We start from the raw sequence: 20,943 nt of genomic DNA, 5'->3' as shown, positions 1-20,943 counted from the left end.
CAGGGGGCCCCCCCCCCCCCCCCCCCCCCCCCCCCCCCCCCCCCCCCCCCCCCCCCCCCCCCCCCCGCCCCCCACCCCCCCCCCCCCCCCCCCCCCCCCCCCCCCCCCCCCCCCCGCGTCTACGGGGTGTGCGTCAGCCGAGGTCGCTGCGGTACCAGTTCCAGCTGCCGAACTTCTCGCTGTCCCAGACCTTGTTCGGGCCCGAGATGCCGGAGGCGTTGCCGAAGAAGTTGAAGAGGGTCACCTTGCCGTTGCCGTTGGGCTGCTCGCCGTTGTTGTAGAGGATGCCGAGGTCGGCCTTGCCGTCGCCGTTGAAGTCACCCGCGACCAGCTTGCTGCGGTCGGCGTTCCAGCTACCGGTGGTGCGGTCGTTGTTGTCCCAGACGACCTTCGGGGCCGAGATGCCGTCCGCCGTGCCGTAGCCGATGTGGAAGGCGGCCTGGTTGTTGCCGTCCTTGTCCTGGCCCTTGTCGTAGAGGATGCCGAGGTCGGCCTTGCCGTCGCCGTTGAAGTCCGCCGCGATCGGCTTGCTGCGGTCGGCGTTCCAGCTGCCGGTCGTGCGGTCGTTGTTGTCCCAGACGCGCTTGGGGGCGTTGATGCCGTCCGCGCTGCCGTAGCCGATGTGGAAGGCGGTGCGGTAGTTGCCGGTGCCGTCCTGACCCTCGTTGTAGAGAATGCCCAGATCGGCCTTGCCGTCGCCGTTGAAGTCACCCGCGACCGGCTTGCTGCGCTCCCAGTTCCAACTGCCGGTGGTGCGGTCGTCGTTGTCCCAGACGCGCTTCGGGCCGCGGATGCCGCCGTCGTAGGAGTAGAGGATGTGGAAGGCGGTGAGGTTGTTCTTGCGGTCCTTGTCCTGACCCTGGTTGTAGAGGATGCCGATGTCGGCCTTGCCGTCGCCGTTGAAGTCACCGGCGACCGGCTTGCTGGCCCGCCAGTTCCAGCTTCCGGTGGTGGAGTCGTCGTTGTCCCAGACCTTGGCCGGGGCCTTGAAGTCCTTGCCGTTGCTGATGAACTCGTACAGCGTGGTGAGGTTCTTCCCGGTCGTGGACTGACCCGAGTTGTACAGGGCGGCGAGGTCGCTCTTGCCGTCGCCGTTGAAGTCGCCGATGGTCAGCTTGATGTTGTCGGCGTTCCAGCTGGTGTTGACCGAGTCGTCGTTGTCCCAGGCGTTGACGGGCTCGTCGAAGCCGTGCCCGTTGTTGGTGAACTTGTAGATCCTGGTGAGGTTCTTGCCGGACTTCGACTGCCCGAGGTTGTAGAGGACGGCGATGTCGGCCTTGCCGTCGCCGTCGAAGTCACCCGTGGCACTGGTGGGGATCGCCTTGTTGGCGACGAAGAAGCCGGAGGCCGCCGACATCGGGCCGGCCTGGCCGCCGGCGTTCTTGGCCCGCACCTTGAGGGTGTGCGCGCCGTCGGACAGCTCGGTGGTGTCGAGCGACATCGAGAACTCGGTGCCGGGGCTGGCGACGGTCTCCACCAGCTTGTCGTCGATGTAGTACTCCATGGCGGACGGGGTTCCGGTCTTCTCCTCCGCCGAGGCGGTGAGGGCGACCTGCCCGTCCAGGATGGCACTGTCCGACGGGCCGGTGACCTTGGCGACGGCCGGGGTGGCACCGGTATCCTCGGCGCCCGGCTCTGCGGTGACCGGGCCGTCGACTATCTTGTCGTACTTGTACGCCCGGTAGCCGCTGGTGGGGTGGCCCGACAGCATGGACTCGTTGAAGTTGCCCACGTACCGCTGCGTCGGCACGCTTCGGCCGCTCTCGGAGTAGTAGTAGAACGTCTGGGCCGACCGGTCGATCCACCCGGCGAAGATGATGACGTGGCTGTCGGTGTTGTTGAGGATGTCGCCCGGCTGCAGCTCGGACCGCTTGATCTGGGTTGACACGTCGTTCAGGGACCACGTGTTGTGGCTGTCCTGGAGCTGCCAGGCCATGGAGACGTAGCCCGAGCAGTCCTGGCGGTAGCGCCCGCCGGTCGCGTCGTCGTAGTACCAGCTGTAGGGCGAGTTCAGCCCGTTCGAGCTGTACGGGACCCGGTTGGCCGCCCAGTCTCTGGCCCGTTCGAGCACCTGCTGGCGGGTCACTTGCCCGCCGGCGGCCGCGCCCTTGCCCAGGGTTCCGGTCGAGGTGACGGACTTCCAGTCGGACTGCACCGAGTCGGCGAAGGCACTGCCGGTGACCAGAGTGACGGAGGCGATGGCGGTGACGAGAACGAGGGAAGCGCCGCGCGTGGCGGTTTTGTTGCGAAGCAAGGGTGTCTCCAGACACGTCGGACGTACGCGTGGCGTACGGGGGTGATGCGTGGGTGAGCAGGCCGAAGAAGGAGGGCGTGGGCGTGCGAAGGCGCGGCGTGCGGGGGCCCGGGTGGGAGGAAGGCGGAACGGAGAAATGTTCCAGCCTTGGCCGGTGAAGGCAACGCGGCGGATCGGCGCGGCTTGTGCGCGGGAAGCCTGCTGTCTAGCTCAGTGGTGCCAAATCCCTGGCAGGGGGTAGGGCATAGGGCTCCTGTGAAAAATGAGGCATGTCGTGTTGTAAAGGCTAAACCTTGCCCCTGGGTCAAGATCAACTCCAGTGTCGATATTGAGATGAAGATCCCTTCAAAAGGGGAGCTTTATCCCTTTTATGGCAACTTAGTGGACGGCTATCTTCCGTTTCTTCCGTTTTCGTGCGGGCCGGCAGCACTCGGTCGGCTCGAGGAAGAGAAAGACCCCGGGGGGAGATCCCCCGGGGTCGGGCTTGTCAAAGAATCGCGCAGCGCGCGAAGGTGTCGCCGCATGTCCGACGCCACCCATGACCGTCGCCACCGGAGGAAGTGGCTCACGCGGAGGCGTGTCTTTTCCGATCTTCGGAGGTTAAGGCAAGCGGACCGCGCAGGGCGGTCCGCTTCAACTCGGGGACACTCAAGGAAAAGGGGCGGTCACCCTGATGCGTGGTGCCAAGTTCCTGGCTGTACTTGCTCTTTCGGCCACCGCCGTGTGCGGAGGCGGAAGCATCGCCTCCGCACACACGGGCAAAGACGCGGGCGGTGAGGACATCACGGGCGGTGTCCTGTCGGTGCTGGGCAGCAGCACCAGCGCGGGCCACGCCAATCAGTGTGGAGCCCCCATCGGCGGTGTCGGGGGGAAGTCGGTCTGCCGGTCCGAGCACGACCACGCCGGTCACGACCGGGCGGGCAGCGAGCGGGTGGACGGCGGGCTGCTCTCCAACATCGCCGCGTGGAACGCGACCGGGCACAGCAACAACTGCGGCAATCCCAACGTCGCCGTCTTCAGCGACACCACCTGCATCACCGAGGACGTCCACCGCGGACGTTGACCCCGGCCGCGGAATCAGAACCTGCCGGACCGCTTGGGGAAATAGTCCTCGAGCACCCCTTCGCGGTGGACGTCGAGCGTGGCGCAGTGCAGTCCGCCGCCGAAGGGGGCCACGTCCCAGAAGGGCACCGGGACGACTTCGAAGCCCAGTCGGTCGAGCTGTTCCATCTGCGCGGTCTCGCTCGCTTCCACGCAGACCGTGCCGGGGTCCAGCATCAGCACGTTCATCGACAGCCAGGAGCTGCACGCGGACAGGGGCGGCGGGGCCTGCCGGCCGGGGGTGGCGGCCTGGACGACCTGCCAGTCGCTGGCCTTGAGGTGGTGCAGCAGTTCCCCCTCGGCGGGCCGTTCGGCACAGTGCAGGACGAGTCCGGGCCGCAGTGGCACCCAGGTGGCGTCGATGTGCATGGGGTGTGCGTTGCCGAACGTCACTCCGTGCACGCGGTGGTTTGGAAGGTGCTGCCGGAGCCAGCGGGCGATGTCGGCGGCGTCGAAGAGCGGCTCGGCCTCGGTCAGGACGAGCCCTCCGGCCCTGACCCGGGCGATCTGTTCCGCGGGCGACAGGGTCTCGTACTTCTCCCAGAAATCCGGCCGGTATGACGCTTCGGTCAGCCGGGGCTTGGGGGCCGCTTCCCACCGCATGTCCGGGTCGGCGCGGTAGTAGGTCTCGATGAGCGGCCGGTGGGCCAGGTACTCGAACCAGCGGCTGCGGAACGACATGGTCGCCTCGAGCAGCTCGTTCCCGATCACCACCAGGACGTCACGCACCGGCATGGCACCGAACATGCTCGCCTGCGACCACTCCGGGGTGGAGACCGGCCGGCCGAAGTCCAGCGCCCGGGGCCGGTCGACCCGAATGCCACGCGCTTCGAGGACGCGCGCGAAGTTGTCCAGTTGCTCGTTGGCCGCCGCCGTCATGTCCTCGGGCAACAGCCCGTACGTTCCGTGGGGAAAGCCGTGTTCGGGCCAGTCCCGGGCGACCGCCGGCTCAGGCGCCTGCACCATGGTGCCGTCCGCCCGGCCGACGACGATATGCCTCAGCGGATCCCACTCGTTCCAGGAACCGACCTTCACCGACCCTCCCCTGGGTTACGCCAGTACCGCCCGCTCCGCGGAAGGCAGGAGACGGGGAGGGGCCAGTCTGGCGTCTGCCCGACCGCGGCACGAGAGGGCAAGCACGGGGCGCGCGAGGTGACGAGGGAGTGCCCAGCGCACGAGTGCCGGGCGGAGGCCCAGCGGGGCGCGGTCGTGGTGGAAGACGGCGCGCGCCCCGGCGCCTCCCGCGGCCAGGATCAAAGAGGTCCAGTCACGTGGCGGACACTTCCGACTGCGGGATGCTCAGTGAGATCTCACTGCTCCGCACCGGACCGGCGCCCCAGTACGGGCCCTTCTGCGAATACTTCACGGATACCGAATAGTTACCGCTCCCCGGAAGCCTCATCCATTCGCCGTGGAATTCACCAGCGCGTTCAACAGTGCCGCCGGCAGCACTCCCCGACGACACCGTCACGCCCCGGTATGTGACGGTGTGAGACTGCTCCGGAAGGCACTTGTAGTTTTCCTTCGACACGTACCACACCCCTCCCCATTTGTAGGCGCAGTTCCGGACGCGGGTCACCGTGCGGGCCTTCCCTGCGCCGTCTGTCTCCAGGCAGTGCTGTACGCGCGACTCCACCAGGCCGTCCCGGCCTTCGTAGTCGTAGCCGTCGCCGCAGTACGTGTTCCCTCTCCTCGGGGTCATGCCCTCGTAGGGCGAGGCGAGGAAGTCCACGACTTTATCGGCCACCCATGGGTCTCTGTGGATCTCGTTGTGTCCCAGGCAAGGCGTGACGATATTGGTCGCGCCGTTCACGGCCGAGGTCTTGCCCGCCCTTACGGGAAAGTTGCTCGGCACCCCGCCGACGATTCCATCGCAGTAGTATCCCGGCAGTTCGTTGGTCCTGCCTTCCCCTACATTCGAGCGGAAGGTGGCGTACCGTGTCGGGCCCGGTGTGGACTTGGCCGGATCCTCTTCGCCTTCGTTCAGCTTCTTGACGAAGGCGGACCCTTCGGCCATCTCGGCGCCCTGGACGGCCAGGGCGGTTCCGTGGATCGGAGCGGCGATTCCCGCCCAGTGGGAGACCAGAGGGCTTCCGCCCATTTTCCTCAGGTACCAGAGGGTGGACAAGCCGCCCATGGAGTGGGCAACGAGATCCACCTTCCCGTCCGGCGACTTCTTCGCTTTTTCCTCGACGACCTTCCTGAGCTCGCCCGCGATCTCCTCGTTTCCCTTTTTTATCGAGTCGTAGCCCCAGGCGAAGAGGTCGTCCTCGGCATATCCGGCGTCGCGGAAATACTTCTTCATGTCGTCGAATGTCGCGGGCTTGCCACTCCAGCCGTGGACGAAGATGACAGGTCTCTTCCCCCCTTCCATGCGGACGGCGGCGTGTGCCGGTGGCGGCTGGAACTGGGACAGAATCGCGGTGATCGCGCCTACGGCCACAAGCGATATGAGGCGGTGTCGCGCGGAGCGACCGGCCGGCTGGAGCTTGCCGGAGCGAGTCGACGGCATGGAATGACCTTTCTCTCCATGACGTGAGCGCGTGGCTGAACGGGCCACCGCGCTCAGTGAGGGGCGAAGCCGAAGACGGCGAGCCGCGGCATGGCCGCCGCTCTGTTCCTCGCTCATCGCGGGAACCGTCGAATCGATCGTCTCCGGCCAGCCGGTGCGGGACATCGGGATAAAGCCGCAGGGTTTCTGCGGATTTCCCGCAACCGCGCGGACAGTTCACGCACGCGCCCTGGTCGAATCCCGCGATCAGATCGCTGCTTTCGTCATATTCGGGCCAGTCCATCGGAGAGGAAAGGGAGCCGTCAGGCGGCGTGGCGGTCCCCGGGGAGCGGAATGGCGGCCCGCACGGTGGTTCCGCGTCCGGTGCCGCCGGAGGTGAGGGAGAACGTCCCGCCGTATGCCTCGCACCGCCAGCGCATGCCCTCGACCCCGTACCCGGGTACGGTCGCCGGAGAAGTGCCAGGGAGTCCGCGTCCGTCATCGGTGACGGACAGCACGACGTGGTGGTGGCGGAATGCCAGGGAGACGCGTACCTCCTCCGCGTCCGCGTGTTTGACCACGTTGCTGAGGGCTTCCTGGACCACGCGGTAGGCGGCCAGGCATGCCTCGCCGTTCGCCATGGGCGACTCGAGCCGGTCGTCCTGGACGTCGACGTCCACGATCAGCCCGTTCTCGGCCGCCACCCGCGCGGCGAGCGAGCGGACCGTCTCGGCCAGGCCCAGTCCGCGCAGGGCGACCGGGTGGAGGGTGGCGACGATGCTGCGGAGCACGGATGCCTGTTCGTCGAGGCGTCCCACAGCCGTCCGCGCCGACGCCCGTAGCACGTCCGGGTCTTCCTCGGTGAGCGCCGCGTCGAGTTGCCGTCGGGTCAGGGCCAGGAGCTGGAGCACCTCGTCGTGGAGTTCTCCGGCGATCAGCGCCGCGTAGTGCTCCTGCCTGCCCAGCAGGGCGCGGGCCCTGCCCTGCCCGAGCAGGGCCCTGGCCTCGGGCCAGGCCCGCGCCGCGTACACCACCGCCGCCAGGAGGAGGGCCAGCGCCGCGTATCCCGCTTCCGCGCGGAACAGCCAACTGCCGGCCAGGGCCGCGAATCCGCAGGCCACCAGGGCCAACGGCACGCGGACCTTCGGCACCGCGCGGGCCATGACCGCGAGGATGCCGGTGGCGGAGGCGACGGCGAGGGCCGCGACAGGACGGACGGGCAGCGGTTCCTCGGTGAGGACGTCCACCACGTAGGCGACCGTGCCGAGGAGAGCCAGCGCCAGGCACAGATCGCGTACGAGACCGAGGACGTGCGGCCGGTGGATCATGGATCGCTCGCGGGAACGGTTACCCATGGGACCCGTGAGACCCGGGGGTCAGGCTGGTGCGCCGGGCATAGGCGACGAGGTCGGCCCGGGTGACCAGGCCGATCCTGTTGCGCAGCGCGGCCCTGATGCTCTCCACCGTGCGCACGCTCAGCATCAGCTGGGCGGCGACCTCGCGGTTGGTGTGCCCGTCGGCCAGCAGCGCCAGCACCTGTTCTTCGCGCGGGCTCAGCGTCTGCTGAGCGGCCGGGACATGCATCATGTCGACACCGAGCGGGGGCTGTACGTAACTCCCGCCGGCGGCCACCGTGCGCGCCGCCAGGACCAGTTCAGGTACGGACGTGTTCTTCGACAGATAACCGGACGCGCCCGCGCTCAGGGCCCCGCGCACGAGCGCCGCGTCCTCGTGCATGCTGTGCACGAGAATTCCCGTATTCGGGGCTGCCGCCAGCAGCGCGGGGATGACCGGCAGCACTGGTCCGGATTCCAGCACCATGTCCAGCACGAGGAGATCGGGGCGCCTCGAGCGCACGACGTCGACCGCCTCGCGTTCGGCCGCGGCCTCCCCCACCACCACGAAACCCTCGGGCTCCAGAAGCGCCCGCGTACCGGCTCTCACCGTAAGGTGATCGTCGACCAGGACGACGGTCACGGGAGCGGCCATCAACTACCCCGTCCTGGGCGTCGCATGAAAAACCACAGATCCTTGTGCGTGGGCGGAACGCGTCCCACCCTCCGATACACGGCCCCTACTGTCAACCGTAGGCACGAACGGTAGCCGGTGCGTCGCACCATGAATATCCGCGAGTCGGTGACAGCGCATTGCGGGAAACCCGCAAATGTCTTGCGGCATTCCCCGGATGCGGGCACGGGTGCGGCGCTGGGATTCTCGGTCCACCGGTTCTCGCCCGCAAGGTCACAGGCGAGACCATCGATCTCATCCAACCCGACCGGGAATGGAGAAGCACGTGGCCCTCAACCTCCCTCGCACGGCGCTCGCGGTCACCGGGGCGGCACTGCTGCTGTCACAGCTGCCCGCGGGCACAGCGGCCGCCGACAGTAATCCATCCTTGAACGTCATGGCGTTCAACGTGGAACAGCTCCCGTCCATCACCGAAATCGCCGGCACTCCGGGCAGCGACCGCAGAGCGGAACGGCGCGAGGCCGCTGCCGCGGTCATCAAGCGCGAGAACGCCGATGTCGTCGTGCTGGACGAGGCGTTCAACAAGTACGCCCAGGCGATGCGCAACGCGGAACTCAAGGAGATCTACCCGTACCAGACCTCCCTCGTCGGTGAATACTGCAGCGGATCCGGCAGGTGGACGAGTTACGCGGGCAACTGCAGCAACTCACCGTTCGTCGTCAACGGAGGAGTGACGATCCTCAGCAAGCACCCGATTCTCGAGTCCCACCAGCTCGTCTACAACAGCTCCGACAGCTCGACCTCCGACTACAAGTCCAACAAGGGAGCGGCGCTCGCGCGCCTTTCCGTGGCCGGGAAACCGGTATGGGTCGCGGGAACGCACCTGCAGGCGGACGAGGAAGGAAACAGCCCGGTCGAGAAGACGCGCAAGGTCCGTCTCGAACAGCTCAAGGAACTCAGATCCTGGGCTTCGCAGAAGTCCGGCGGCAAGCCCGTGGTGGTCGCGGGCGACTTCAATGTCGAGCACTACACCACGGACCCGGAGAACGGCCACGTGCCCGGAGGTGTCAGCGGTGAGGTCGCCAAGGCGAACGAGGCACTCGGCGGGTCCCTCACGACGCCCAGTACCTCGGGCTACACCTACGACATGGTCGACAATCCGCGCGCCAAGCTGCGTGACGACAAGGGCCGGTACGCCAAGTATCGCAACCGGCTGGATTACATCGGCTACATCAAGGGGACGGGAACCCAGCCGTCCATATCCGGCGAGAAAATCGTCAGCTACGACGGGCTGCGCAAGGGCGGCGACCCTCTCGCCGAAATTCCCTCCGATCACCAGCCCATCGTCTCCCGGGTGACCATCAACAGCTGAAGCTGGGTGACCGGCCCGCGTTTCGTGGATCTCTGCGGTACGGCCGGGGGCGCGGTAGGACCCGGTCACTCTCCTTCGCTTCGAAAGTGCCTCTGCCAGTGCGGGAAAAGGGATGGCAGCAATCACCGTCCTCACCGGCCAGGGGCACTTTCGGCTGGGCTGACCCCCTACCGGACAGTCCGCTTCATGGAGGCAGGAGCGGGCTGCGCTGTGTGAGGTGCTGGTCCAGGCCGGCAAGCCGAAGGGGTGCCGCTTCAGCTGTTGACTGATCCCTGGATACAACCTTCTCGGCCAAGGCTCGTTGACCGCGGCGCGGCCCGCACCGCGATGGTCCACAACTGCCTGCGCTTCGGCACGCTCCACCTGCCCGAGTCCATGATCCTGGAGATGGTGCGCCTGCACGCCCTGGAATACCCGGACCACATCCAGCGGGCGCTGGCCATGCTCCAGCAGCGCGGCGCGTGGCAACGCCGCGCGCAGTTGGAGGCGTCCTTGCCGTACGGCTTCGCCTCGTTCAAGGGCAACCGCCAGCATTATCCGCCGAGGCCATCCCCCAACTCCCCGTCGACGGCGGCGGCCGCCACCACCAGGTCCTGCCATGCCATGCCCGTTCCCTTGAACAGCTTCGGCCGCCGGGGCGCGATGTCCACCCTTCCGCGCACGAGTTCGGACAGGTTGCCCGCGATCACTCCGGTGTCGACCTCGCCCGAGCGCAGGGGGATCAGGAGGTCGCCCGCCTCGCGCAGCGCGGCGGTGCGCGCCTCGACGATGACGGTGGCGCGGGCGACGAGGGCGCTGTCCACCTCGCGGGCCGTCGGTTCGTGCGATCCCATCGCCACGACGACCGCGTGGTCCGCGACCGCCGAGGCGGGGAACAGCGGTGTGCGTGCCGTCGTACAGCAGGCGATCACGTCGGCGGTCTCCACGGCCTGCGGTGGGACGGCCTCCGCTGGCAGGCCCGCCGTCCGGCAGCGCTCGAGGAGTTCGGCTGTCCGCTCCGGGCGGCGCGCGACGACGCCGACCGAGGAGATGGGGCGTACGGCTCTGATCGCTTCCACGTGGCCCCATGCCTGTGGTCCGGCTCCGAAGACGACGAGCCGTTCACCGTCGGTGGCCGCGAGGTGGTCCACGGCCACGGCGGAGACGGCGGGTGTCCGCAGCAGGGTCAGGGCGGAGCCGTCGATCAGCGCTGTCGGGCAGAGCGTGGCGGCGTCCATGAGGAGGTAGGAGGCGACGATGCGCGGCAGGCCGCGGGCGGGGTTGTCGGGCGCGACCGCGGCGATCTTCACTCCGACGTACGAGGTGGACGTGGCGGGCATCAGCAGGAGTTGGCCCGCCTGGGTGTCGAGCACGGTGCGCGGGACGTCCGCTTCGGGGTCCAGTCCGGCACGCAGGGCCCGCTCCAGTGCCTCGATCGCCCGTGGCATGGGCAGGCGGCGGGCGAGTTCGTCGGCGTCGATCAGGGGCAGTTTTGTGGGGTTCACGCGCTCAGTTCCTTCAGTGCGTACGAGGTCTTCTGCAGCGCCGCCGCCAGGTGGGTCGGTTCCTGCCCGTAGGTGAACCGCAGATGGTGCTCGGTTCCGAAGTGGGCCCCGGGGCTGACCAGCACTTTGCCGTGGGCCAGCAGGGCGTCGGCGACCTCGGTGCTGGGCAGGTCCAGGTGGTAGCGGACGAAGGCCAGGGAGGTGGCCTGGGGTGGCACGACCGAGAGCAGGTGGTCGTGGGAGTCGATCCACTGCCGCATGTGGGTCCAGCTTTCGCGCAGGAAGCCGCGGTAGCGGTTCAGCAGGCGGGCGCGGGTGGGCGGCGCGAGCGCCAGCTCCGCCAGTGTCATCGCCGTCCCGGCGGCGGAGATAGTGGTGTATTCGTGCCGTTGGCGGAGCTGTGGGAGGAGTGCGGGTGGGGCGATCAGCCAGCCGAGGCGCAGCCCTTGCATGCCGAACGCCTTGGAGAGGCTGCCGACGCACACGACGCGGTCGTAGTGGCCCCAGAAGGTGGGGCTGAGTTCGTCGGTGTGGAGTTCGGTGCCGCGGTGGACCTCGTCGGAGAGGATCCAGGCGCCGGCCCGGTCGGCGACGGAGACGATCGCCCGTATCTCCTCTTCGGTCAGGACGGTGCCCGTCGGGTTGTTGGGGGTCGTCACCACGATGGCCCGGGTGCCGGGGCGGACCGCGCGGGCCAGGGCGTCGATGTCGGGCCGCCAGCCGCGCTCGGGGTCCAGGGGGACCTCTTCGACATGGGCGCCCAGGTTCCGGGCCGCGCCCCAGACCTGGCGGTAGCCGGGTGACATCGCCACCAGGTGGTCACCGGGGCGGACGAGGGTGTCGACGGTGATCGTGTTGGCCTCGGCCGCCCCGACGGTGACGATGACCTGTGGTGCGTGGTCGGTGCTCCCGGTGTGCCAGTGGGCGATCCGCGCGCGCAGCTGGTCGGTGCCGCAGGTCGGCGGGTAGTTCAGTTCGCTGTCGAGGAGTCGGCGCAGTGTCTGTTCGTCGTCGATCAGATCGCGCAGCCGGATCGGCCGGCAGCCGCTGTCGGCCAGGCTGTACGCGGCGGTGGCTTCCCGCCCCTGCCGCCATTCGAGCAGTTCCAGCGGGCTGAAGGTCATGGATCTCCCCAGGTACTCGGCGGAATGGAGGCGGGACGGGCGGGCTCTATGCGGCGCTGTCCACCTTGGCGGGATCGCGTTCGACGACCGGGCCGAGGACGGTGTCGATGTGCCGCATCACCGCCGGGTCGATGGGGACGCCCGCCGCCTTCGCGCTGTCGCGGACCTGTTCCGGCCGGGATGCACCCACGATGGCCGCGGCGACGTTCGGGTTCTGGAGCGTCCAGGCGACGGCGAGCTGAGCCGGGGTCAGGTTCAACTCCCGGGCGATAGGGACGAGTTGCTGTACGCGCTCCAGCACCTCGTCGCGCAGGAAGGCTTTCACCCACTGGGCGCCCGCCTTGTCCGTGGCGCGTGATCCGGCGGGCGGCGGCCGTCCGGGCAGGTATTTGCCGGTGAGCACGCCTTGGGCGAGTGGCGACCAGACGATCTGGCTGAGCCCTTCCCGTTCGCACAGGGGCACGATCTCCGGTTCGATGACGCGCCAGAGCATCGAGTACTGGGGCTGGTTGGAGACGATGCGTTCCAGGCCCAGTTCGCCGGCGAGCTTGACGGCCCGGGCGATCTGGTCGGCGGTCCACTCCGAGACGCCGAGGTAGAGGACCTTGCCCTGCCGTACCAGGTCGTCGAAGGTCCTGAGCGTCTCCTCCAGCGGGGTGCGCTCGTCGAAGCGGTGTGCCTGGTACAGGTCGATGTAGTCGGTCCCGAGCCTGGTCAGGGAGCCGTTGACGGCCTCGGTGAGGTGTTTGCGGGAGAGACCGCCGTCGTTCGGTCCGGGGCCGGTCGGGTAGAACACCTTGGTCGAGATCACCAGGGATTCGCGGCGCAGGCCCTTGAGCGCCTTGCCGAGCACGGTCTCGGCGGCGGTGCCCGCGTACATGTCGGCCGTGTCGAAGGTGGTGATGCCGGCGTCCAGCGCCGCGCGCACGCATTCCGCGGCCCTGCCGTCGTCGATCTGGGCGCCGTGTGTGACCCAGTTGCCGTAGGCGATCTCACTGACCTGGAGCCCGCTGCGGCCCAGTCGTCGGAACTTCATCCGCCGTCCTCACTGCTGTCGTCGTCACTCCGGGCAAGGGGGGTGATCCGTACGCGGTTGTCGTGGAAGACGGCTCCGCCGCCCATGTCCGCGTCCCGTTCGTCGATGGTCGCGTTGGGGCCGGAGCCGTCGGTGAACTTGAGCCAGTGGCCCTTCGTGGTCATGGCGACCCCCGGGCGCACCACGTCGTCGATCCTGGCCAGGGCTTCGAAGGCGCCTCGCCGGTTGCCGACCCGGACGCGGTCGCCGGCTGAGATGCCGCTCACCGCGGCGTCCTTCGGGTGGAGTACGACGTGCGGCGGGCCGGCCCGGCGGCGCAGTTCGGGTTTGTTCGCGAAGACGGTGTTCAGGAAGAAGTGGTTCGCGACGGAGAGCAGGACGAGGGGGTAGGACCGCGCCAGTTCGGCGTCGTCGGTCTCCTTCGCCGGGACGTGTCCGGCCACGGGGTCGTGGCCGTCCGCCCGGGCGGTCTCCGAGACGAACTCCAGCTTCCCCGAGGGGGTGGGGAACCCGTTCGCGAAGGGCACGAATGCGTCCGGGTAGGCGAGCCGGGCCCATCCCTTGGTGCGCAGTGTGTCGACGGTGATGCCGGTCAGGGACGGGTGCGGGGAGTCGAGGAGTTCGCTCGCCAGCTGTTCGTCGTCGGCGTAGAGGGCGGGTTCCGTCAGGTCCATGGCGCGGGCCAGGCGTCGGAAGGTCTCGGTGGTGGGCAGGCACTCCCCCGGCGGGGCGACGGCCGGTTCGTTCCAGGCGATGTACAGGTGGCTGTAGCCGTCGTGCACGTCCAGGTGCTCGGTCTGCATGGTGGCGGGCAGGAGGATGTCGGCGTAGTCGGCGGTGTCGGTCTGGAAGTGGTCCATGACCACGGTGAAGAGGTCTTCGCGGGCGAGGCCGCGGCGGATCCGGTTCTGGTCGGGGGAGCTGGTCAGCGGGTTGGCGCCGTAGACGATCAGTGCTTCGACGGGTGGATCGTCCACCTCCAGCAGTCCTTCGGCCAGTCGTGTCATGGACAGGGTGCGCACGGGGTGGCGCAGCAGGTCGTCCCGGAAGAGGGCTTCGCGGTTCGCGCCGAAGTAGCCGTCGGTCGAGTAGAGGAGTCCGCCGCCGTACCGCTGCCAGTCCCCGGTGACGGCGGGCAGGCAGGCGAGGGTCCGCAGGGTGGTGCCGCCGCCGGCGTGGCGCTGGATGCCCTGCGACACCCGGATGGCGGTGGGCCTGCTGTGGGCGACGCGCCGGCCGAGCCGGATGATCTCCTCCTCGGTCAAGCCCGTGTCCCGCGCGGTGCGTTCGGGGTCGAATTCCAGCACCCGCTGCCGGAACTCCTCCCATCCCACGGTGTGGGCGGCCAGGTACTCCCGGTCTTCGGCGCCCTCTCGCAGGACGACGTGCATGAGGCCGAGGGCGAGCGCGGCGTCCGAGCCCGGGAGGGGCGCGAGGTGTTCGTCGGCCTGGGCGGCCGAGCGGCTGCGGATCGGGTCGATGACGACGATGTGCGCGCCGTTCTTGCGGGCGCGTTGGACCACCTTCCACAGGTGGTGGTGGCTCGTGAGGGGGTTGCTTCCCCACAGCAGGACCAGCCGGGCGTGCTCCAGGCTCTCCGGGTCGATTCCCGTGCTGACGCCGAGGGTGTAGCGGAGGCCGGCGAGACCGGCGATGGAGCAGATCGTCATGTCGTGGCGGGAGGCGCCCAGGACGTTCCACAGCCGGCTGCCGGCGCGCCCTTGGAGTCCCTGGAGGAAGCCCAGGGTGCCGGTGCCCTGGTAGGGCCAGATGGCTTCGCCGCCGTGGCGTTCGATCGTCTGCTTCAGCCGTCGGGCGATCTCGTCGAGGGCGCTGTCCCAGCTGATGCGCTCGAACCGGCCCTCTCCTTTGCGGCCGACGCGCCGCAGGGGGTGGAGCAGCCGGTCGGGGGCGCGGGTGTGCTCCAGGAACTGATTGACCTTCACGCACAGGGTGCCCCGGGTGTAGGGGTGCTCCGGGGTGCCGCGCAGCGCGACGGCTTCGCCGTCCCGGACCGTCACCTGCCAGCTGCAGCCGTCGGGGCAGTCCAGCGGGCACGCCCCGGGGACCTGTGTGGTGTTCATGTGCCCCTCCTTCCCGATGACTTGAGCAGCGTGTCCCGCTGGGCCAGTTCCTCGAGCAGTGACCGCGACAGCGATCCTGTCATCACCTCCTGCGCGGTGCCGGTCGAGCTGATCCGGCCGTCCGGCGCCACGCTCACGTCGGTCTCGCCGCCGGGCATGCGGACCGTCACGTCGGGGCCGACGAGGCCGTGTGCGCGTGCCGCGGCCGCGGCGGCGCACGCACCGCCGCCCGACGCGGGTACGGAGCCGGCGGCTCGCTCCCAGACGGCGATGTCCAGCGTGCGGTCGTCGTGGACGCGTACGAACTCCACGTTGGTGCCCTGGGGGTGGCGGGGGTGCCAGGCGAGGGCGGGCCCCAGGCGCCGCACCAGCTCATCGTCGATCGCATCGCTGAAGACGACGGTGTGGGGGACGCCGAGGTGCAGGTCGGTGACGGTGACCTCGTCGCCGGGTCCGGCGTCTGCCAGGGGGACGACGGTGCTCGCGAGGCCACCGTCGTCCGTGCCCTGGCCGGTGAAGCGCGCCCGGCCCATCCCCACGCATACCCGGCCTCCGGTGAGGTCGGTGATCCGGACCTCCGCGTCACCGCCGGGCGTGCGCAGGGTGAACGGCGTCCCCGTACGCCACTCCTCGACGTAGCGTGCGGCGAGGTGCAGCGCGAACATGCGCAGCCCGTTGCCGCTCATCCCGCACTCGCTGCCGTCCGCGTTGAAGATGCGCAGCGGTGTGGCGGTGCCGGGCCGGGGCTCCTCCAGCGGGCCGAGGAGCAGTCCGTCGGCGCCGACTCCGTGGTGCCGGTCGCAGAGCAGCCGGACGGCCTCGGGGCCGGGGTCCGTGCCCAGGGCCGTACTGCCGCCCTGGGGGTCGACGAGCAGGTAGTCGTTGCCGAGCGCCTGGTACTTCACGAAGTCGCCCATGAACCGGCCGCCGTGGCAGATCAGTTCGTCGTGCCGTCGGTGAGGGCCGCCTCTTCGTACTCCTCGCCGTACCACCTGTTCGCCCAGGTGGAGTAGGCGACGATCACGATGTCCCGGTGACCGGGGCCGCCGTCGGCGGAGGTGACGTCGGTGGCTTCGTGCTTGACCGCGGCGTCGTCGAGCAGGACGGCCTGGCCTGCCTCCAGTGTGCCTGTCCAGAACGGTGCGTCGGCGTCGGGCATCCACAGGCGGGTCTCGCCTCCGGCGACGTTGTGCCGCCGCAGCACGGCGATCATGATGTATTCGTGCCCGTCGCTGTGCACGCCCTCCGGGGTGATCGGCGCGCAGCGCTCGCCGCTGGCGGTGCTGCGGTTCTGATGGATGTTGATCTGCCAGTCGTGGCTGCGGTCCAGATCGAGCGCCTCCGCGCCGACGGTGACCAGGGGGGTGAAGTCGACGGTGACCGGTTCGTAGGGGCGGCGGATGCCGCCGGCCACGTTGTTGTATTTGGTGTAGGTGATGTAGTCGCGGTGCGGCAGCTTCTCGTAGATCCAGCCCCCGTCAGGTCCGGGCTTGGGCGAGAGCCGGTACTGCGTGAACCGCTTGTGGCGCGTGCCGTTGCCCATGAACGGGTCGACCGGGAGGCTGTCGTAGCTGTCCAGCGTCTCCGGTGCCGACGGGGGGAGGTCGATGATCGAGAAGCCTTGGGGGCCGACTGCCATGGCGCTGAATCCTTTCTGTCAAAGGTGTCGTCGGGCTCAGGCGGGTCGGTGGGCGGCGAGATCGGGCATGCGTTCGTCGAGGTAGCGGGCGGAGGAGTTGAGCCGCCAGAGTGCTCCTCGGGCGATCGCCCGGCGCATGCGCTCGGAGGTGGCGGCGGGGACGACCACGTTGTGGAACCATCCGGCCGCGTGCCGGGAGTCGATGGTGATGTGCAGCTTGTGGTAGACGATGCCGGGGTCGGGCAGCCCGAGCCGTTCCCAGGCGTGCACGACGTGGACGAAGCGTTCGGGCGCCAGCCATTCGGTCATCCCGAGGAATCCGACGGCTTCCGGATACAGCCGCCGGTACCGGCACAGGAGCACGGCGAGATTTCCCGAGAGCAAGGCGTTGGCCGTGAGCGACCGTTCCAGTTCCTGAGCAGGGATATCGAAGACCCGGAAGATCTGGTTGAAGAGATGGGTGTGCACCTGCGAAGGGTCGCCGTTTCCCATCTCGTCCCAGAAGTTCTCGGCTATCTCCATCTTCGCGTCGCCGCTGGTGCCGACCTGCATCATGGCGAGAAGATCGTCGAATCGACCGTCGACAACCGATTCCTGGATCACGTAGTTCCGCAGGTCGTCCGCCGTGGCCTGGTCGCGGATGAATTCCCGGTAGTACGGGTGCTTGTACACGCGGTGTTCACGCGCGGCCTTCTTCAGCCAGGACAGGTACGCGGACGGCTCGGCCGGTGCCGCGTCGAGGGTGCCCGGCTCCAGCATGGCGTCCTCGGCGGCCATGGTGGCCTGTTCCAGCAGGCGGAGCATCTCGTGGACGAACGCGGAGCCCTCGGCGGTGGGGCCGTCGGGGAGCTGGGTGCAGAGCCCGTAGATGCGGGAGAGCAGCAGCTGCTGGCCGTGGAACGCCGCCGTGTCGCCGACCGCCGAGCGTGCGTTGAGATCATTGACGGCCGCTCGTAAGGCCGCCCGTTGAGCAGTGGTCACCGATGCGTCGAGGTCTTCCGCGGGACATTTCAGCAGCGAGGAGACTTCCTCCACCACCGGATAGGCGTCCACCGCTGACTTCTGATCGATTAAGTGGGCTTCTGTGTTCACATTGCCTCCTGCCATATGTCGGCTACCCATGCCGATGGCATGGCCATCTGTTGAACGCTGATACTCTGCCACCTCAAGAGCCGTATCGCATCAGCAGGTTGGCGTGAAGGCAGGGCTTGACACATCTTGTATGGGGGATTCCTTCACGGTGAAATGACCTGGCGCAATACGCGTCGGCGAACTCGGCCGGAAATCGACGAGCAGTGGGCCTCAGGGGCCCACTGCCCACGCGCATCACCGTGCCCGCGCGCTCACTCCTCGATCCGTGCGGACGGATGCGGGGCCGGCCTTTCAGGGCCCTGATCCGGGGCGGGGCTCGTTCGGGTGCGTGGCGGCCCGGATCCCTCGCGGGCCGCGAGGAAGAGCACGGCGAGGAGCAGCAGGGCCGTGCCGGCGAGGACGGTCGCGTTCAGCCGCTCACCGAAGACCAGGATGCCGATGGCCGCCGCGGTGAGCGGATCGACCAGGGCGACCACGGAGGCCGTGGTCGCCCGGACCACCCGGAGCCCGATGAAGAACAGGATGTACGCCAGCGCCGTCGGCACCGCCCCCAGATAGAGGATCAGGCCGAGGGCCCACCCCGGCCGGTGCATGTCGGGCACCAGGCCCTCCCACAGGGCCAGCGGCAGGAGGCAGACCGCGCCCACGGTCAGGCCGGGCACCGTGGACTCGAAGACACCACCGGCGTTGTTCCGCCCGGAGAAACGGCCCAGCAGGGTCACCCCCGCGTAGCCGACGGCGGAGAGCAGCGCGTATCCGATGCCCAGGAGAGGATCGGGGCCGGTGCTCCCGTCGGCTCCGCCCATCAGCAGCACCAGGCCGGCGACGCCGCTCGCCACCGCGACGGTTCCGGCGACGCCGGTGCGCTCACCCAGGGTCAGCCGGGCGCCGACGGCGACCAGCACCGGGCCCGATCCGAGAGTCACCACCGTGCCCACGGCCAGTCCGGCCTGCTGCACGGCGGCGAAATAGGCGGTCTGGGCCACCACCATCCCGATGCCCGTGATCAGGGCCCGCCGGGGATTCACCGTGTGCATCGCGCGCAGCGAGAGCACCGTCCCGGGCCGCCGGGCCCGCCGGACGGAGTGAGCCACCAGGAGCAGCACGAGTCCGGTCAGGAACCGCCAGAAGGAAACGGCGACGGGGCCGATCCCGCCGACGTCGTACATTTCGGTGGCCACGGCACCGCCGGTGCCCCAGGCCGTGGCCGCGATCGCGACATAGAGGACACCCCGCCACACGGGCAGGGCGGAAGAGGACTGCAAAGGAGGTCTCCTCGATCGATTGCCGACACGAAGTCTTCGTGGGCAACCCGCGCAGCCATCCCGGCGTCCGGGATGGTGCTACGTGACTGCCCGCCTCAGGCGACGGGCGGCGGAGACGTCATCAGCAGATGCATGCGGGCACCCTACCCAGCGGGGCGACAAGGACGCCCCGGGATGCGCCGCATCCGGCCCGGGTACGCTCGGTCGCGCCGGACTGTGCCTTCCCGGGGAAGCACCGCACTGTCGGTGCCGCGCGCGCCGGTCTCACGGTGCCTGCTGCGATGTGGTGGCGCGAGGTCCGGCCGCACACCGGCCCGAGGAGGCCCACCAGGGGATTTCCGGATCAGCAAGACATGCCACTCCGCCGTCGGCCACCGGCTGGAGCAGCGGGCTCGCACCATCCGTGCGGCCGGTCACGCGGGCACAACTGCGTTGCCGCGCCGGCGCTTTCGGCCGACGACGAGGGGCTCGACAAGGTCGGATTCGTCCGTGGCTGGGGTGAACTGGCCGACTTCGGGAAATGGCTCGACAACGACGTCGGTCGCCGGCATCCGGACGATGTCCTCCGGGACAGACTGGCTCGTCGAACTGTGCGAGGGCGAACGGGCCGGACCCTGATTCACGACACTCCCCCGCGATCCACACCGACCGCCTGCCGTCCCGCTCATCGGGGCGGCAGGAGCGACAGGACTGTCTCCCTCAGCCGGCCTGCGACAGTACGCACATCGTCATCGGTGAGCCCGGGGTGCAGTGGCAAGCACAGCGTCTCCTCCGCGGCCCGCTCGGAGACCGGCAGGCGGGGCACGGGCCCGTAGGCCGGGACCGTGTGCAGGGGACCGTAGCGGAAGTTCGTCTGGATGCCTGCGGTGTACAGGGCGCGGGCCACCTCGTCCCTGATGGCGCGGTCCACTTGGACCCAGTAGAGGTAGTACGAGGAGCGGTGCCCTTCGGGGAGCGGGGGCGGCAGCCTAATGCCGTCGGCGCCGGACAGTTCGCTGTCATAGAGGCGTACGAGCTCCGCCCTGCGGGAGATGAGGCCGGGCAGGCGGTCCAACTGGACCGACCCGATCGCGGCAGTCAGGTCGTTGCCGACGAGCCGGTAACCGACCTCCCATTGTTCGAATGTCCAGTTCTGCCACGCCGGCGCGCTGAAGCCGTCGCCGGGTTGCGCCAGACCGTGGTAGACGAGACGACGTGCCCGGCGGGCGAGATCAAGGTCGCGCACGTACAGCATGCCGCCGTCACCGGTCACCATGATTTTCATGGCGTCGAAGCTCCAGACACCCATGTCGCCGAAGGTGCCGACGGCCCGTCCTCCCACCGTGGACGCCACCGCGCACGCCGCGTCCTCGATGAGTGCGATGCCCCGTGTTTCGCAGAAATCCGCGAGGTCCGCGACGTGGCCCGGGTACCCACCGTAATGAAGGACCAGGACCGCTTTGGTGCGGGAGGTGACGACCTTCTCGACGTCGCGCACAGTGGGGTTGAGGGAATGAGGATCGACCTCGCAGAAGACCGGCCGGGCGCCGCGCGACACCGTGGCGTTGGGCCCGGCCACAAAGCTCAAGGACGGCATCACGATTTCGTCGCCCTCGGCCGGCCCCAGCAACTCGAGGGCGAGGAACGTACCGGATGTGGCCGAATTCAGAAAGATGACGTGCTCGTGCGGGACCCCGAGATGGCGGGCGAACTGTTCCTCGAAGCGGCGGGACTGTTCTCGGTAGCCGACCCTCCCGCTGCTGAAGACCTCCGCGACAGCGTTCAGTTCCGGGTCGCCCAGCACGGGCCGGGAAAAATCAATCATGTTTCCGTCCTTCGCCGTGTTCTCTGGCTCGCTGCTCGACATGGTGGAGTCGGGGCTCATGACCTCCCGGACGCGTTCATGGGATGTCGCCGGAGGCAGAGCGCTGCCTGCGCCGGAGGCGAAGCGCTGCCTGACGGCAGTCGGCGCGGAGGCCGAGGCCGTCGATCAGCTTGGCGGACCGGTTCACCGGACACGGCGGGAACTCCGGGACGTCCGGAAAACCACCATG

At 68.8% G+C, this 20,943-nt stretch carries 16 protein-coding genes; 2 read left to right on the top strand and 14 right to left on the bottom strand.

From position 1 onward, the window contains the following. Positions 1-133: 133 nt before the first annotated feature. A complete protein-coding gene (locus ACZ4A5_RS25340) occupies positions 134-2,254 on the bottom strand; it encodes an FG-GAP-like repeat-containing protein (RefSeq protein ID WP_467588614.1) in 2,121 nt (706 codons plus the stop codon). A 673-nt stretch (positions 2,255-2,927) separates the two neighbouring features. Between ACZ4A5_RS25340 and ACZ4A5_RS25335 the strand changes: the two genes are divergently transcribed. Continuing rightward, the gene (locus ACZ4A5_RS25335; protein WP_467588610.1) at positions 2,928-3,317 is read left to right on the top strand and encodes a hypothetical protein; all 390 of its coding nucleotides are present in this window, start codon (positions 2,928-2,930) and stop codon (positions 3,315-3,317) included. 14 nt (positions 3,318-3,331) lie between these two features. On the opposite strand, the gene ACZ4A5_RS25330 is transcribed toward ACZ4A5_RS25335, so the two are convergent. The 4 genes from ACZ4A5_RS25330 to ACZ4A5_RS25315 all read right to left on the bottom strand — a co-directional run bounded on the left by ACZ4A5_RS25330 (position 3,332) and on the right by ACZ4A5_RS25315 (position 7,835). Continuing rightward, positions 3,332-4,390: a serine/threonine protein kinase gene (locus tag ACZ4A5_RS25330; RefSeq protein ID WP_467588606.1), complete on the bottom strand. Its 1,059-nt coding sequence runs from the start codon at positions 4,388-4,390 to the stop codon at positions 3,332-3,334. A gap of 232 nt (positions 4,391-4,622) precedes the next feature. Beyond that, a complete protein-coding gene (locus ACZ4A5_RS25325; RefSeq protein ID WP_467588603.1) occupies positions 4,623-5,867 on the bottom strand; it encodes a lipase/acyltransferase domain-containing protein in 1,245 nt (414 codons plus the stop codon). A 302-nt stretch (positions 5,868-6,169) separates the two neighbouring features. After that, positions 6,170-7,201, bottom strand: coding sequence for a sensor histidine kinase (locus ACZ4A5_RS25320; RefSeq protein ID WP_467588600.1), 1,032 nt, complete (start codon positions 7,199-7,201; stop codon positions 6,170-6,172). Further along, entirely contained in the window at positions 7,194-7,835 is a 642-nt protein-coding gene (locus ACZ4A5_RS25315) for a response regulator (RefSeq protein ID WP_467588596.1), read from the bottom strand. Before ACZ4A5_RS25315 ends, ACZ4A5_RS25320 begins: the two co-directional genes overlap by 8 nt. A gap of 304 nt (positions 7,836-8,139) precedes the next feature. On the opposite strand from ACZ4A5_RS25315, the gene ACZ4A5_RS25310 reads away from it, so the two are divergent. Next, positions 8,140-9,186, top strand: a complete 1,047-nt coding sequence (locus ACZ4A5_RS25310; protein WP_467588593.1) for a sphingomyelin phosphodiesterase — start codon at positions 8,140-8,142, stop codon at positions 9,184-9,186. Between the two features lie 533 nt (positions 9,187-9,719). Here the strand turns inward: ACZ4A5_RS25310 and ACZ4A5_RS25305 are convergent. The 9 genes from ACZ4A5_RS25305 to ACZ4A5_RS25265 all read right to left on the bottom strand — a co-directional run bounded on the left by ACZ4A5_RS25305 (position 9,720) and on the right by ACZ4A5_RS25265 (position 20,774). Beyond that, the gene (locus ACZ4A5_RS25305; RefSeq protein ID WP_467588590.1) at positions 9,720-10,670 is read right to left on the bottom strand and encodes an ornithine cyclodeaminase family protein; all 951 of its coding nucleotides are present in this window, start codon (positions 10,668-10,670) and stop codon (positions 9,720-9,722) included. Continuing rightward, positions 10,667-11,794, bottom strand: coding sequence for an aminotransferase class I/II-fold pyridoxal phosphate-dependent enzyme (locus tag ACZ4A5_RS25300; protein WP_467588585.1), 1,128 nt, complete (start codon positions 11,792-11,794; stop codon positions 10,667-10,669). Before ACZ4A5_RS25300 ends, ACZ4A5_RS25305 begins: the two co-directional genes overlap by 4 nt. Positions 11,795-11,840: 46 nt before the next feature. Next, the gene (locus tag ACZ4A5_RS25295) at positions 11,841-12,830 is read right to left on the bottom strand and encodes an aldo/keto reductase family protein (protein WP_467588582.1); all 990 of its coding nucleotides are present in this window, start codon (positions 12,828-12,830) and stop codon (positions 11,841-11,843) included. Continuing rightward, on the bottom strand, positions 12,827-14,914 hold the full coding sequence (locus tag ACZ4A5_RS25290; RefSeq protein ID WP_467588580.1) for a molybdopterin-containing oxidoreductase family protein: 2,088 nt from the start codon (positions 14,912-14,914) through the stop codon (positions 12,827-12,829). Before ACZ4A5_RS25290 ends, ACZ4A5_RS25295 begins: the two co-directional genes overlap by 4 nt. Further along, a complete protein-coding gene (gene dapF, locus ACZ4A5_RS25285; protein ID WP_467588577.1) occupies positions 14,911-15,831 on the bottom strand; it encodes a diaminopimelate epimerase in 921 nt (306 codons plus the stop codon). The genes ACZ4A5_RS25290 and dapF overlap by 4 nt, the downstream gene beginning before the upstream one ends. A gap of 20 nt (positions 15,832-15,851) precedes the next feature. Further along, positions 15,852-16,553, bottom strand: a complete 702-nt coding sequence (locus ACZ4A5_RS25280; protein ID WP_467588572.1) for a 2OG-Fe dioxygenase family protein — start codon at positions 16,551-16,553, stop codon at positions 15,852-15,854. 36 nt (positions 16,554-16,589) lie between these two features. Beyond that, complete coding sequence (locus tag ACZ4A5_RS25275; RefSeq protein WP_467588569.1) at positions 16,590-17,645, bottom strand: iron-containing redox enzyme family protein; 1,056 nt, start codon at positions 17,643-17,645, stop codon at positions 16,590-16,592. 251 nt (positions 17,646-17,896) lie between these two features. After that, on the bottom strand, positions 17,897-18,910 hold the full coding sequence (locus ACZ4A5_RS25270) for a DMT family transporter (RefSeq protein WP_467588566.1): 1,014 nt from the start codon (positions 18,908-18,910) through the stop codon (positions 17,897-17,899). 664 nt (positions 18,911-19,574) lie between these two features. Further along, entirely contained in the window at positions 19,575-20,774 is a 1,200-nt protein-coding gene (locus ACZ4A5_RS25265) for a DegT/DnrJ/EryC1/StrS family aminotransferase (RefSeq protein ID WP_467588563.1), read from the bottom strand. Positions 20,775-20,943 lie beyond the last annotated feature (169 nt).

The sequence above is a fragment of the Streptomyces sp. NPDC025618 genome, from assembly GCF_055558795.1.
This window is presented reverse-complemented; position numbering and strand designations above follow the sequence as displayed.